The sequence below is a fragment of the Phycicoccus endophyticus genome (genome assembly GCF_011326735.1).
Taxonomy (GTDB): Bacteria; Actinomycetota; Actinomycetes; order Actinomycetales; family Dermatophilaceae; genus Phycicoccus; species Phycicoccus endophyticus.
The window spans coordinates 97,141-110,687 of sequence record NZ_JAANCN010000002.1 but is presented as its reverse complement, the minus strand read 5'-3'; the positions used below and the strand labels follow the sequence as shown (position 1 = coordinate 110,687).

At 74.7% G+C, this 13,547-nt stretch carries 11 protein-coding genes; 10 read left to right on the top strand and 1 reads right to left on the bottom strand.

The genetic code is table 11. The features are described 5' to 3' along the window. Positions 1–145: 145 nt before the first annotated feature. From G8D98_RS03580 to G8D98_RS03565, 4 genes are all read left to right on the top strand, one after another. Positions 146–850 (top strand): response regulator transcription factor, encoded by a 705-nt coding sequence (locus G8D98_RS03580; protein WP_166099219.1) that lies wholly within the window; start codon positions 146–148, stop codon positions 848–850. Beyond that, entirely contained in the window at positions 847–1,860 is a 1,014-nt protein-coding gene (locus tag G8D98_RS03575; protein WP_166099216.1) for a sensor histidine kinase, read from the top strand. Before G8D98_RS03580 ends, G8D98_RS03575 begins: the two co-directional genes overlap by 4 nt. A 32-nt stretch (positions 1,861–1,892) precedes the next feature. Then, complete coding sequence (locus tag G8D98_RS03570; protein ID WP_166099213.1) at positions 1,893–2,231, top strand: MGMT family protein; 339 nt, start codon at positions 1,893–1,895, stop codon at positions 2,229–2,231. 69 nt (positions 2,232–2,300) lie between these two features. Beyond that, positions 2,301–3,581 carry a PQQ-dependent sugar dehydrogenase gene (locus G8D98_RS03565; protein WP_166099210.1) on the top strand — a complete coding sequence of 427 codons (1,281 nt, stop codon included), beginning with the start codon at positions 2,301–2,303 and terminating at the stop codon, positions 3,579–3,581. Between the two features lie 24 nt (positions 3,582–3,605). On the opposite strand, the gene G8D98_RS03560 is transcribed toward G8D98_RS03565, so the two are convergent. Beyond that, a complete protein-coding gene (locus G8D98_RS03560; RefSeq protein WP_229661869.1) occupies positions 3,606–4,211 on the bottom strand; it encodes a hypothetical protein in 606 nt (201 codons plus the stop codon). A 101-nt stretch (positions 4,212–4,312) separates the two neighbouring features. Here G8D98_RS03560 and G8D98_RS03555 point away from each other — a divergent pair, with 101 nt between their 5' ends. The 6 genes from G8D98_RS03555 (at position 4,313) to pntB (ending at position 13,465) form a co-directional block, all read left to right on the top strand. Then, positions 4,313–5,650, top strand: a complete 1,338-nt coding sequence (locus G8D98_RS03555) for an MFS transporter (RefSeq protein WP_166099203.1) — start codon at positions 4,313–4,315, stop codon at positions 5,648–5,650. After that, positions 5,647–7,125, top strand: a complete 1,479-nt coding sequence (locus G8D98_RS03550) for a pyridoxal phosphate-dependent decarboxylase family protein (protein WP_166099201.1) — start codon at positions 5,647–5,649, stop codon at positions 7,123–7,125. Before G8D98_RS03555 ends, G8D98_RS03550 begins: the two co-directional genes overlap by 4 nt. Before the next feature lie 71 nt (positions 7,126–7,196). After that, positions 7,197–8,825 carry an AMP-binding protein gene (locus G8D98_RS03545; RefSeq protein ID WP_166099199.1) on the top strand — a complete coding sequence of 543 codons (1,629 nt, stop codon included), beginning with the start codon at positions 7,197–7,199 and terminating at the stop codon, positions 8,823–8,825. Positions 8,826–8,909: 84 nt separating this feature from the next. Then, positions 8,910–10,376 carry a sunset domain-containing protein gene (locus G8D98_RS03540; protein WP_166099196.1) on the top strand — a complete coding sequence of 489 codons (1,467 nt, stop codon included), beginning with the start codon at positions 8,910–8,912 and terminating at the stop codon, positions 10,374–10,376. A gap of 135 nt (positions 10,377–10,511) precedes the next feature. After that, the gene (locus tag G8D98_RS03535; RefSeq protein WP_166099194.1) at positions 10,512–12,065 is read left to right on the top strand and encodes a Re/Si-specific NAD(P)(+) transhydrogenase subunit alpha; all 1,554 of its coding nucleotides are present in this window, start codon (positions 10,512–10,514) and stop codon (positions 12,063–12,065) included. Further along, positions 12,062–13,465 carry a Re/Si-specific NAD(P)(+) transhydrogenase subunit beta gene (gene pntB, locus G8D98_RS03530; protein ID WP_166099192.1) on the top strand — a complete coding sequence of 468 codons (1,404 nt, stop codon included), beginning with the start codon at positions 12,062–12,064 and terminating at the stop codon, positions 13,463–13,465. Before G8D98_RS03535 ends, pntB begins: the two co-directional genes overlap by 4 nt. Positions 13,466–13,547: the final 82 nt, after the last annotated feature.

The window sequence follows — 13,547 nt, the reverse complement described above, 5'->3', positions numbered from 1 at the left end:
TTCCAGCCCGGGCCCACCGGGCGGGTGAGGGTCCACCCCGTGCCGGGAGCGGCGGGGCGCAGCGGCCGGCGGCCCGGGTTGCGGGCGGCTTACCGGTGCCGGCGGGACGGGGGCGGGCGGCCGGGGCCGGCCCTAGCCTGGGCCGGTGGCCCGGATCCTGCTCGTCGAGGACGACACGACCGTCCGCGAGGCCGTCGCGGCGTACCTCACGCGCGCCGGCTACGACGTCGACGCCGTCGGGGACGGGACCGAGGCCGTGCAGCGGTACGCCGGGGCGCCGGCCGACCTCGTCCTGCTCGACCTCATGCTGCCCGGGCTCGGCGGGCTCGAGGTCACCCGCCGGCTGCGCTCGATGCGCCGCGACCTGCCCCTGATCATGGTCACCGCACGCGGCCAGGAGCACGAGCGGGTCCAGGGCCTCCAGCACGGCGCCGACGACTACGTGACCAAGCCCTTCAGCCTGCGTGAGCTCGAGCTGCGGGTGCGCTCGCTGCTGCGGCGCACCGCGGCGCCGGCGGCGGAGGTCACCGACGTGCTGCGGGACGGTGACCTCGTCGTCGACCTCGGCGCCCGCGCGGTGCACCGGCGGGGCGAGCCGCTGCCTCTCACGGCGCGCGAGCTGGACCTGCTCGCGTGGCTCGTCCAGCACCCGGGGGTCGCCTGGTCGCGCGACCAGCTGATCCGCGAGGTGTGGGGCTGGCAGGTCGGTGACGCCTCGACGGTCACCGTGCACGTGCGGCGGCTGCGGGAGAAGGTCGAGCTCGACCCCAGCGCCCCGACCCGGCTGGCGACGGTGTTCGGCCGGGGCTACCGGTGGGACCCGACCCCGCCGGAGGGGGGCGAGGCGTGAGCCCGGACGCCAGCGCCGTCCTGCTCTCGGCGGTCGTCACCGCGCTCGCCGGGGTCGTGGGCGCCCTCGTCCTCGCGCGGCTCTCGCGGCACCGCCCTGTGGTCGCGGCGCTCGGCGCGCCCCTCGTCCTCGTGGGGTCCCTGGCCGCCGGGGTCGCCGTCGCCACCCGCTCGATGCTCATCGGCGAGGACGACTACCGCACCCTGGTGTTCGTCCTCCTCGCCGGTGCGCCCATGGCCGTCCTCGTCGGCGTCGTCCTCGCCCGCCGGGTGTGGCGCCTCGAGCGTGAGTCGGCCGCCGCCCGGGCGGCCCACGAACGTGACCGCGAGGTCGAGCGGTCCCGCCGGGAGACCATCCGCTGGCTCTCCCACGACCTGCGCACCCCCCTGGCCGGGATCCGGCTGCTCGCGGAGTCGCTCGAGGACGACGCCGTCGCCGAGCCGCACGCGGCGCACGCACGGATCGTCCACGAGGTCGACCGGGTCGACGGGATGGTCGACGACATCGCCGAGCTGTCCCGGCTGCAGGCCCCGACGGCGACCCGGCGCGAGCGGGTCGAGCTCGACGACGTCGTCTCGGACGCCGTCGCCGGTGTCGGCCCACTCGCCGACGCGGCGTCGGTGGCCGTCGTCGGCGGCGAGCTCGCCGGGACGACCGTGCTCGGCGACGCTCGCGCACTGACCCGCGCGGTGAGCAACGTGCTCCGGAACGCGGTCCAGCACACCGACGCCGGCGGGCAGGTCCGCGTGGTGACGAGGAGGGAGGGCGACGCGGTGGTCGTCGAGGTCACCGACGGGTGCGGCGGCGTGCCGCCGGAGGCCCTCGAGCACCTCTTCGAGCCCGGGTGGCGGGGCGACCACGCCCGGCACGAGCGGGGCATGGGCCTCGGGCTGACGATCACCCGGGAGGTGGCGCGTGCCCACGGCGGTGACGCGCACGCCGCCAACCTGCCCGACGGCTCGGGGTGCGTCGTCGCGCTCAGCGTGCCCCGGGGCGGCGCCACGGAGTGACCACCGCCGCCGCTGGTGCCACAATCGCGCCCGTGGACGACCTCGTCGTGGAGCGCGTGCTGCGGGCGGTCGAGCAGGTTCCCCGCGGCCGGGTCGTCTCCTACGGGGACCTCGCGGCACTCGTCGGCATCGGCCCGCGGCAGGTGGGCTCGGTCATGCGGGCCTACGGCGGGAACGTCACCTGGTGGCGGGTCACGAACGCCTCGGGGGACCTGCCGGTCCCCCTGCGCGAGCGGGCCCGGCAGGCCTGGGCGCAGGAGGGCATCCTCGTCAAGCCGAACGGGCGCGGCTGCGCGATCGCGCGCTACCGCGCCGACCTGGGCGCGCTCGCGCTCGCGTACGAACGGGTCTGCGCCGACCTGCCGTCCTGACCCTCACCACGACGCGGACCGCCGGGCGCGCGCGGGTCACGCCGCCGCGGCCGGGTGTGAGACTGGGGCATGCGCCCGCTGCCGACCCTCGCCCCGCGACGCCGGTCGACGCGGGCGCTCGCGCTGCTCGCCGGCCTCGCCGTCGCGGCCGGGTGCTCGCCCGTCGGCCCCGCCGACGAGGAGGACCCGGCTCCGCCGAGCAGCACGAGCCCGTCAACGAGCGCAGCCCCGACGACCGCGTCGAGCAGCCCTGCACCGCGCAGCACCCGGGCGCCCGCGCTCGACGTCGAGGTCGTCGCCGACGGGTTCGAGCACGGGTGGGACGTCGGCTTCCTCCCCGACGGCAAGGCCCTGGTCACCGAGCGACCGGGCCGAATCTCGCTCGTCTCCTCGCTGCGCGAGGGGGCGAAGGTCACCCGGGTCGAGGCCGACCTCGAGGACCTGTTCGTCGCGAGCGAGGGCGGCCTCATGGGGATGCTCGTCCACCCGGACTTCGCCTCCTCCCGCGAGTTCACGACCTGCCAGACCCACGCCGAGGGCGGCAATCCCGTCGACATCCGGCTCGTCACGTGGACGCTGTCCGCCGACGGGTCCTCGGCGACGCGCGAGCGGACCCTGCTCGACGGCCTGCCGCTCTCGACCGGTCGGCACTCCGGCTGCCGGCTCGAGCTCGACGCGGGCGGTGCGCTCGTCGTCGGCACCGGCGACACGGCGGTCGGCTCGCTCCCACAGGACCGGACGAGCCTGGGCGGCAAGACCCTGCGGCTCGACCTGGAGACCGGCGACCCCATGCCGGACAACCCGTTCGCCGACTCCGACGACCGCAACGAGCGGCACGTCACGAGCTACGGCCACCGCAACATCCAGGGCGTCGCCCTGCAGCCGGGAACCGGGCGGGTCTACACCGCCGAGCACGGGCCCTCCTTCGACGACGAGGTCAACGTCCTCGTGCCCGGAGGAAACTACGGCTGGGACCCGGCGCAGGGCGGCACCGTCGGCGGCTACGACGAGAGCGTCCCGATGACCGACCGCAAGCGCTACCCGGACGCCGTCCCCGCGATCTGGCAGTCGGGGAAGACGACCCAGGCGATCTGCGGGGCGGAGTTCCTCGAGGGCGAGCAGTGGGGCGCCTTCGACGGGGCGCTCGTCGTCACCGCCCTCAAGGGCGCCAAGCTCCTCGTCCTCACCCTGAAGGACGACGGCTCGCTCGCCGACGTCGCGATCCCCACGGCGACGAACGGTCCGTACGGGCGGCTGCGCGCGGCTCGGCTCGGACCCGACAAGGCCCTCTACGTCACGACGACGAACGGCGACGACGACACGCTGCTCCGGATCACCCCGCGCACCTGAGCGGGGTGGCACCGGCCACGGAGCTCAGTGGTCGACGATCGTCGTCGTCACCGACGTGACCGACGGGCGGCGCGGCGTCGAGGAGAAGCCGAACCGGCACGGTGGGTCGACGGGAGCGAGCCGGCCGAGGTCGCTCCCCTCGAACGACCCTCGCAGCGCGGTGACGGCCCGCACGTCCGTCGCGCCGTAGTACTCGCGGCGTCCGGCCCGGGCGGTGCCGCGGGTCCGCACGCCGCGTAGGACGACCCGGGCGACGGGGTCGGCCGCGGTCGCGAAACCCGGGCTCTCGGCCACCGGACGCGGCAGCACGCGCAGCAGCCGCCCGAGCGCGGTGCGACGGCCGACCTCGAGCGACAGGTCGAGCGAGGGGGAGGCGATCCGCCATCCGCCCGGGGCGTCCTCCACCGCGACGGGCTCGAGCCGCACCTCGTCGAAGGTGTAGGTCGTCGCGACGAGGTCGGCGACCTGCTCGGTCGGCGCGAGGAGCACCCGGTGCCCGTCGGCCCGCTCGACCATCGCGTCCGCGAACCCCCCGAACGGCGACTCCTGCCACCGGCCGACGACCACCCGGACCCCCGAGGTCGAGCCCACCCCCGCGATCCGTCCGCGGAACCGTCCTCGCTCGCCCACCCGCCCATCATCGCCGACGACCTGCATCGCCGACCGCCTCGGGCCCGCCTCCTGGGTCCGTGTGGCCTCGATGCGGAGGGCCGCCCGGCTAGGGTCCGGTCATGGATGCGCAGGCAGCGGCGTCGAGGGCCACCGGCGGCCTGCCGCCGTCGGCCCGCCGCGGCTACGGGCTCGGCTCCGTCGCGACCGGCTCGTTCGGCACCGTCCCCGGCTTGTTGCTCCTGCCGTACCTCACCGACCGGCTCGGCGTCGCGGCCGGGGTCGCGGGGCTCGTCGTCTTCCTCCCCAAGGCGTGGGACGTCCTGCTCAACCCGGTCGCCGGGCGGGTCAGCGACCGCTCGAGCCACCCCGGGGGTCGCCGACGCCCCTTCCTGCTGCGGGCCGGGATCCTCCTCGCCGTCGCCTTCGTGCTGCTCTTCTCCGGCCCGACCGCGCCGACCGGCATCGCGGCGGCCTGGGTCGTCGTGCTCTTCCTCGCCTGCGCGACGGCCTACGCGTTCTTCCAGGTCCCGTACGTCGCGATGCCCGCGGAGATGACCGACGACTACGACGAGCGCACCCGGCTGATGACCTGGCGGGTGGCGGTCCTCGCGCTGGCGATCCTCGTGTCCGGCGGGCTCTCGCCGGTCGTCCGTGACGCGCTCGGCCCGACGTGGGGCTACCGGGGCGTCGGGCTGTTCGTCGGCGTCCTCATCCTCGTCGGGACCGTCGGCGCCTGGTGGGGGACCCGGACCGCGCCGACCCGGCGGGCGGCGACGGCGGGCGGAAGCCTCGCCGACCAGCTGCGGGTCGTCGGGGCCTCGCAGGAGTTCCGGGCGCTGCTTGCCGTGTTCGTGCTCCAGGCCCTCGCGACCGGCGCGATGCTCGCCGGGGTCGACTACGTCGCCCGGGTCCTGCTCGGCAGCACCGGCGCCTCGACCGTCCTCTTCGTCTGTTTCGTCGGGCCGGCGCTGCTCGTCACCCCGCTCTGGCAGCGGCTCGGGGAGCGGCGGGGCAAGCGCACCGGGTACCTGTGGGGCTCGCTCCTCCTCGGCGCGGGCGCCCTGGCGACCCTGGCCGCGACCGGCCTCGGCACCGTCGCGACGGCGGTCACCGTCGGCGTCGTGGGCGTCGGCTACGCCGCGTGCCAGATGTTCCCGCTCGCGATGCTCCCGGACGTCGCGGCGGCCGACACGGCGCGGACCGGTGAGGACCGGGCCGGCACCTACACCGGCGTCTGGACCGCCGGCGAGACCCTCGGCCTGGCCCTCGGGCCCTTCCTCTACGCCGCGGTGCTCGCGGTGGGTGGGTACGTCTCCTCCACCGACGCCGCCGCCGTCCAGCCCGACTCGGCGCGATGGGCGGTCGCCCTCGGCTTCACGGTGCTGCCCGCGCTGCTCGTCGCGACCTCGCTGCTCCTCCTGCGCCGCTACCGGCTCGACCCGAAGGTGACCCCATGACCGGCCCCGCCGACACCGACCCCACCGGCACCGACCCCACCGGCCTCGCCGCGGGCCGGGGTGCGGGGCACGTGCTCGCCGAGCTGCGCGCCCTCCAGGCGCACGACCTGCCGACCCACGGCGGTCGCACGCTGGCCTACGTCTACGACTCCGGGCTCGCCGACGCCGACGCGCTCGGGCGCGAGGCGCTCGCGATGTACTCCTCGTCCAACGGCCTGGACCCCACCGCCTTCCCCTCGCTGCTCCAGATGGAGAACGACCTCGTCGCCGAGGCCGCCGCGCTGCTCGATGCACCGCCCGGCGCCGTGGGGTCGGTGACCTCCGGGGGGACCGAGTCGATCCTGCTGGCGGTGCTCGCCGCCCGCGAGGGCGCGCCCGGTGTCGAGGCGCCGAGCATGGTCCTGCCCTCGTCGGCCCACGCCGCCTTCCTCAAGGCCGGGCACCTGCTCGGGGTGCGCCCGACCGTCGTCGACGTCGACCCCACCACCCTGCGGGCCGACCCGGCGGCGATGCGCGCTGCCGTCGACGCCTCCACCGTCCTCGTCGTGGCCTCCGCGCCCTCCTACGCCCACGGGGTCCTCGACCCCGTCGCGGACGTGGCGGCCGTCGCCGCCGAGCGCGGGGTGCGCTGCCACGTCGACGCCTGCATCGGCGGCTGGGTGCTGCCGCACCTGGAGGTGCCGGAAGCGTGGACGTTCGCGGTCGACGGCGTGACGAGCGTGAGCGTCGACCTGCACAAGTACGCCTACACGCCCAAGGGCGTCTCCCTGCTCGTGCACCGCGACGCGGCACTGCGCCGCGGCCACTTCTTCGCCTCGGCCCGGTGGCCGGGCTACACGATGCTCAACAGCACGGTGCAGTCGACGAAGTCCGGCGGCCCGCTCGCGGCGGCCTGGGCGGTGACCCGGCACATCGGCCGCGAGGGGTACGCCCGGCTCGCCCGCGAGGCGCGCGCGGCCACGGTGGACCTGACCCGCGCGGTGCGCGACGTCGAGGGCCTGCGGGTCGTCGCCGAGCCGGACTCGACCCTCCTGGCGCTCGCCACCGACGGCTCGTGCGACGTCTTCACGCTCGCCGACGAGATGCTCGCCCGCGGGTGGTTCGTGCAGCCGCAGATGACCTTCGGCGCGCTGCCGCCCACCCTGCACCTCACCCTCTCGGCCGCGACCGCCCCGTCGGTACCCGAGTTCGTCACGGCTGTGAAGGAGGCCGTGGCGGCGGCCCGCGCGAGCGGCCCGGTGCCGGTCGACCCGGGCCTGGCGGGGATGCTCGCGAGCCTCGACCCGGCCGCCCTGGACGAGGCCGGCTTCGCCCGGCTGCTCGCGGCCGCGGGCCTGGCCGGGCCGGACGGGGAGCTCACGCTGCCGCAGCGGATGGCCCCGGTCAACGCCCTCCTGGACGTCTGCCCGCCACCGCTGCGCGAGGCCCTGCTCCTCGGGGTGCTCGACCGGCTCTCCAGGCCCACGGCGCGGTGAGCACTGTTGCCTCCGGGGCCGCCCGGCGTGTTGGCTAGGGCCACCCAGGCACCGCTGCCGGAAGGACGACGATGGCCACGACCCCCGACCCGCACCTGTCGCACACCGTGGGGGTCCTCGAGCCCCCGCTGCTCGAGCAGACCATCGGCGACAGCCTCGACGCGACCGTCGCGCGCCACCCGGGGCGCGAGGCACTCGTCGACTGCGCCCAGGGGGTGCGGCTGACCTACGCCGAGCTCGGCGCCGAGGTCGACCGGCTGGCGCGCGGCCTCGTCGCCGCGGGGCTGGAGAAGGGGGACCGGATCGGCATCTGGGCCCCGAACTGCGCGCAGTGGACCCTCGTCCAGCTCGCGACGGCCAAGGTGGGCGCGATCCTCGTCAACATCAACCCGGCCTACCGCAGCCACGAGCTGACCTACGTGCTCGGGCAGGCGGGCATCCGGATGCTCGTCACGGCCGAGTCCTTCAAGACCTCCGACTACGTCGCCATGGTCGAGAGCGCCCGCCCGCAGTGCCCGGCGCTGGAGCAGGTGTTCGTCATCGGCCAGGAGTCGTGGGACCGGCTGCTCGAGGGCGCCTCGGCGGTCAGCCCCGAGCGGCTGCGGATGCTCCAGGCCGCGCTCGAGCCCGGCGAGCCGATCAACATCCAGTACACGTCGGGCACGACCGGCTTCCCCAAGGGCGCGACGCTCTCGCACCACAACATCCTCAACAACGGCTACCTCGTCGGGGAGCTGTGCGACTACACCGAGGCCGACCGGATCTGCATCCCGGTGCCCTTCTACCACTGCTTCGGCATGGTCATGGGCAACCTCGCGGCGGTCACGCACGGTGCGTGCATGGTCATCCCGGCGCCGGGCTTCGACCCCTCCGCCACCCTCGCGGCGGTGGCGCAGGAGCGCTGCACGTCGCTCTACGGCGTGCCGACGATGTTCATCGCCGAGTGGGCCCTGCCGGACCTCGAGAGCTACGACCTGTCCTCGGTGCGCACCGGGATCATGGCCGGCTCCCCGTGCCCGGCCTCGATGATGACCCGGCTCATCGAGTCCGGCATCGAGGAGATGACCATCTGCTACGGGATGACCGAGACCTCGCCGGTGTCGACCCAGAACCACACCGACGACACCTTCGAGCAGAAGGTGAACACCGTCGGGTCGGTGCATCCGCACCTCGAGGTCAAGGTCGTCGACCCGGTGACCGGCGAGACCGTTCCCCGGGGGACGCCGGGTGAGTTCTGCACCAAGGGCTACTCGGTCATGCTCGGGTACTGGGAGGAGCCGGAGAAGACCGCGCAGGTGCTGCGCGACGGCTGGATGCACACCGGGGACATCGCGGTCATGGACGAGGACGGGTTCGTCCAGATCACCGGCCGGATCAAGGACATGGTGATCCGCGGCGGCGAGAACGTCTACCCGCGCGAGATCGAGGAGTTCCTCTACACCCACCCCGACGTCGAGGACGTCCAGGTCGTCGGGGTCCCCGACGAGCGCTACGGCGAGGAGCTGTGTGCCTGGGTGCGGATGAAGGAGGGCGCCCCGGCGCTCACCGCCGAGGCCGTGCGCGAGTTCTGCACCGGACAGCTCGCCCACTACAAGATCCCGCGCTACGTCAAGGTCGTCGACGAGTTCCCGATGACCGTCACGGGGAAGGTGCGCAAGGTCGAGATGCGCGAGCGCTCGGTCGCCGAGCTGGGGCTCTGACCAGGGCCGACAGGGCACTTGCGCGTCCCGGCGGTAGGTTGTGGGCCAGCGCCGTCCGGCGCCGTCCATGACAGGGAGGACCGCATGACCACCGACCAGCTCCTGCTGCTCCTGCTCGTCGTCGTCGTCGCAGTGCTCCTCGTGTGGCTGCTCGTGCGCCGCTCCTCGGCGCGCCGTGACGAGGCGCGCGCGCAGGCCGAGGGGCTACGTGCCGAGGCCGAGGGCCTGGCGCCGGCCGTCGCCGGTCAGGAGGCCTTCGCCGAGCAGGCCGAGGAGCGCGCCGACGTGGCCCGGGCCGAGGCCGACCGGCTCGCCGCGGAGGCCGCCGAGCACCGGGAGAGCGCGGAGAGCACGCGCACCGACTACGACGCGATGCTGGCGCGCGCCGACGCCGTTGACCCCGACGTGCGGGCCTCGGCCGACCTCACCGAGGAGCGCCGGCCACAGACCCGCGCCGAGGCTCGCCGGTTGCGTGAGGAGGCCGAGCGCAGCTCGTGGGCCGGCCGCCCCGCGGTGCCGCTGCCCGGCGCCGCGAGTGCCGTGGCGGCCGGGGCCGGCGCGGCCGAGGGCCTGGCGCGGCGGGAGGAGCCGTCGGCCGAGCCGTCCGACGTGCTGACCGAGGACCCGAGCGCCCGGATCGCCGCGGCCGCGGACTACCGCGACGACCCCGGCGAGGACGCCGTCGCCGACCCCGGCGAGCAGGCTGCCCCCGACCCCGACGAGGTGTGGAGCGCGGCCGAAGCGGGTACGGAGCCGGCGAGCGGCGACGAGGCCGAGCGCGTCTCGTCCGCGGCCACCGACGCCCAGGAGCCGACCGGCGAGTGGGGCGGCCCGCGCGAGCCCGCCGAGGAGAGCGAGCAGGTGGAGGACATGAGCGAGCACCACGCCGAGGAGGACCGGACCCCCGCCGAGCAGGCCGAGCAGGTCCCGGCCGAGCAGGCCGACCCGCCCGAGGGGCCCGAGGTCGCCGAGGACCCGGGGTCGGCCGCGTTCGCCGAGCCGGAGCCCCCCGGGGACGAGGAGCCCGCGCCGCAGGAGGAGCCCGAGCGGGACTGGGCCGCGGACGAGGGGGAGATCCTCGCGGACACCAGCGACCGGGCCGACCGCCTCGCGCAGGAGCGCGAGGACATGCAGCGTGAGGCACTCGACGCCGGGATGGACACCGGGTCGCTGCCCGAGCCCCCGCCCGCCGACGAGCCGACCTCGACGGGCGACGAGCCGACCGCCGACGAGCCGACCGCGACGGGGGACGAGCCGGAAGAGGACCCGACCGAGGACGAGGCGCCGAGCCCGGACGACGACGAGGCGCCGGCCGCCGCCGGCCGGCGGGTGAGCGACTTCCGCGAGATCCGCGACGGCGGGTACGGCGTCGGCTCGGCCGCCCCGATCGAGGACGGTGCCCAGCCGATGGACCATCCCGTCCAGGCCTACCGCGACACGATGACCTTCCGGCTGCCGGAGGACCCCGGCTACGACTCCACCGAGCCGGACGTGTGGTTCTACGACGCCGGCGCGGCCGAGCGCAGCGGGTTCCACCGCTCCGAGGGCTGACTCCACCGGCGCGCGTGCCCGGGTCCTCGGCGCAGGTCCCGGGCACGTCGGCGTGTGCCGCGTGACACACCCGCTGACGCGCTCAGCCCGACCCGATAGGTTCGGTCCTGGTCTGCCCAGCGAAGAGGAGTCTCAGTGCGTATCGGTGTGCCTCGTGAGTCCCGGCCCGGGGAGACCCGTGTCGCGGCGACCCCCAGGACCGTCGAGCAGCTCGAGGGCCTGGGGTACACCGTCTTCGTCGAGGACGACGCCGGCGCCGCCGCCGGGTTCACCGACGACGCCTACCGCGAGGCCGGTGCCGACGTCATCGGCGAGGCGGTGTGGAACGCCGACGTCATCCTCAAGGTCAACGCCCCGACCGAGGAGGAGACCGCGCGCCTGCGGCCCGGCCAGCTCGTCGCGGCGCTGATGTCGCCGGCGCTCGACCCCGACCTGCTCGAGCGGCTCGCCGCCCGCGGCGTCACGGCGATGGCCATGGACGCCGTGCCACGGATCAGCCGGGCACAGTCCCTCGACGTGCTCTCCTCGATGGCGAACATCGGCGGCTACCGCGCCGTCATCGAGGCCGCCCACGAGTTCGGGTCCTTCTTCACCGGCCAGGTCACCGCCGCCGGCAAGGTGCCGCCGGCGAAGGTGCTCGTCGTCGGCGCGGGGGTCGCCGGGCTCGCGGCGATCGGCACCGCGAGCAGCCTGGGCGCCGTCGTGCGCGCCTTCGACGCCCGCTCCGAGGTCGCCGAGCAGGTCGAGTCCATGGGCGCGCAGTTCCTCCGGATCCAGGTCGAGGACGAGGGCCCCTCGGCCGACGGCTACGCCCGGGAGACCAGCGCCGACTTCGACGCCCGGGCCGCCGAGCTGTACGCGGAACAGGCCCGGGACGTCGACATCGTCATCACGACCGCGCTCATCCCCGGCCGCCCGGCACCGCGGCTGCTCACCGAGGAGATGGTGGCCTCGATGAAGCCCGGCTCGGTCGTCGTCGACATGGCGGCCGCCAACGGTGGCAACGTCGCCGGCACCGTCGCGGGGGAGAAGGTCGTCACCGAGGGCGGGGTGACCATCCTCGGCTACACCGACCTGCCCGGACGGCTGCCGACCCAGGCCTCGCAGCTCTACGGCACCAACCTGGTCAACCTCGTCAAGCTGCTCACGCCGGAGAAGGACGGCGAGGTGGCCCTCGACCTCGAGGACGTCGTCCAGCGCGGGATGACCGTCGTCCACGAGGGTGAGGTGCTCTGGCCGCCGCCGCCGGTCCAGGTCTCGGCCGCGCCGAGCCCGGGCACCGACGTCGTCACCGTCGACACCACGAGCGCCGCCACGCCGCGCGCGCCGATGGGCGCGCAGACCAAGCTGGCGCTCGCCGGGGTCGGCGCGGCGCTCTTCCTCCTCGTCGCGGCGTTCTCACCGGCGCCCTTCCTCGGGCACTTCATGGTGTTCATGCTCGCCGTCGTCATCGGCTTCTACGTCATCGGCAACGTCCACCACGCGCTGCACACGCCGCTGATGTCGGTGACGAACGCGATCAGCGGCATCATCGTCGTCGGCGCGCTGCTCCAGGTGGGGCACGACAGCGTGTGGGTCTCCGTGCTCGCCTTCGTCGGCATCCTCGTCGCGAGCATCAACGTCTTCGGTGGGTTCCGGGTGACCGCGCGAATGCTCGAGATGTTCAAGCGCGAGGAGGCGGCCCGATGAGCGCGACCCTCGTCCAGGGCGCGTACATCGTCGCCGGGCTGCTGTTCATCCTCGCCCTCGCGGGCCTCTCGCGGCACGAGACGGCCCGCCGCGGCAACCGGTTCGGCATCGCGGGGATGGCCATCGCGCTCGTCGCGACCGTCCTGTCCGCGACCGCCGGCGACGGCGGGTCGGGCGGGCTCGGCTTCCTCCTCATCGCCGCCGCCATGCTCATCGGCGCGGGGATCGGGCTCGACCGGGCGCGCAAGGTCGAGATGACGGGTATGCCCGAGCTCATCGCGATGCTGCACAGCTTCGTCGGGCTCGCCGCCGTGCTCGTCGGGTGGAACAGCTCCTACGAGCTCACGGCGTACCCGACCATCCACGACGTCGAGGTGGCCGTCGGCGTCTTCATCGGTGCGGTCACCTTCACCGGGTCGATCGTCGCGTTCCTCAAGCTCTCGGCGCGGATCGCCTCCCGCCCGCTCACCCTGCTGTTCCGCAACCAGCTCAACCTCGGGGCGCTCGGCCTCTTCCTCGTCCTCACCGTCGTCTACGCCGTGCTGCCGCAGGACGCCACCGTCGGGCGGCACCTCGTGCTCGGGCTGCTCACGCTGCTCGCGCTCGCCCTCGGCTGGCACCTCGTGGCCTCGATCGGCGGCGGCGACATGCCCGTCGTCGTCTCGATGCTCAACAGCTACTCGGGGTGGGCGGCGGCCGCGGCCGGGTTCCTCCTCGACAACGACCTGCTCATCATCACCGGTGCGCTCGTGGGCTCCTCCGGTGCCTACCTGTCCTACATCATGTGCCGGGCGATGAACCGTTCGTTCATCTCCGTGATCGCCGGCGGCTTCGGGGTCGAGGCGGGCACGTCGGCCTCGGGCGACGAGGACTACGGCGAGCACCGTGAGGTGACCGCCGAGGGGGCTGCCGCGCTGCTCGAGGGTGCGCGGTCGGTCGTCATCACGCCCGGGTACGGGATGGCCACCGCGCAGGCCCAGCACGCCGTGGCCGAGCTGACCACGCGGCTGCGGGCACAGGGCGTCGACGTGCGCTTCGGCATCCACCCGGTCGCCGGACGGCTACCCGGGCACATGAACGTCCTGCTCGCCGAGGCCAAGGTGCCCTACGACATCGTCCTGGAGATGGACGAGATCAACGACGACCTCGCCGACACCGACGTCGTCCTCGTCATCGGCGCGAACGACACGGTCAACCCGGCCGCGGCGGAGGACCCCACCTCGCCGATCGCCGGGATGCCGGTGCTGCGGGTGTGGGAGGCGCGTGACGTCGTCGTCTTCAAGCGCTCGATGGCCACGGGGTACGCCGGCGTGCAGAACCCGCTGTTCTTCCGGGAGAACACCCAGATGCTCTTCGGCGACGCCAAGGAGCGCGTCGAGGACATCCTCCGCGCCCTCTGACCCCGTCCCCTCCTCCTCTCGCCCCGCCCCCGCCCCCGCCCCCCGGCTCCCCGGCGCGAGTGCGCAGGTGGTCGCTCTGGCA

Coding starts and splice junctions, on each gene's coding strand:
- G8D98_RS03565 (WP_166099210.1), top strand. CDS start 2,301: ATGCGCCCGCTGCCGACCCTCGCCCCGCGACGCCGGTCGACGCGGGCG.
- G8D98_RS03555 (WP_166099203.1), top strand. CDS start 4,313: ATGGATGCGCAGGCAGCGGCGTCGAGGGCCACCGGCGGCCTGCCGCCG.
- G8D98_RS03550 (WP_166099201.1), top strand. CDS start 5,647: ATGACCGGCCCCGCCGACACCGACCCCACCGGCACCGACCCCACCGGC.
- G8D98_RS03545 (WP_166099199.1), top strand. CDS start 7,197: ATGGCCACGACCCCCGACCCGCACCTGTCGCACACCGTGGGGGTCCTC.
- G8D98_RS03540 (WP_166099196.1), top strand. CDS start 8,910: ATGACCACCGACCAGCTCCTGCTGCTCCTGCTCGTCGTCGTCGTCGCA.
- pntB (WP_166099192.1), top strand. CDS start 12,062: ATGAGCGCGACCCTCGTCCAGGGCGCGTACATCGTCGCCGGGCTGCTG.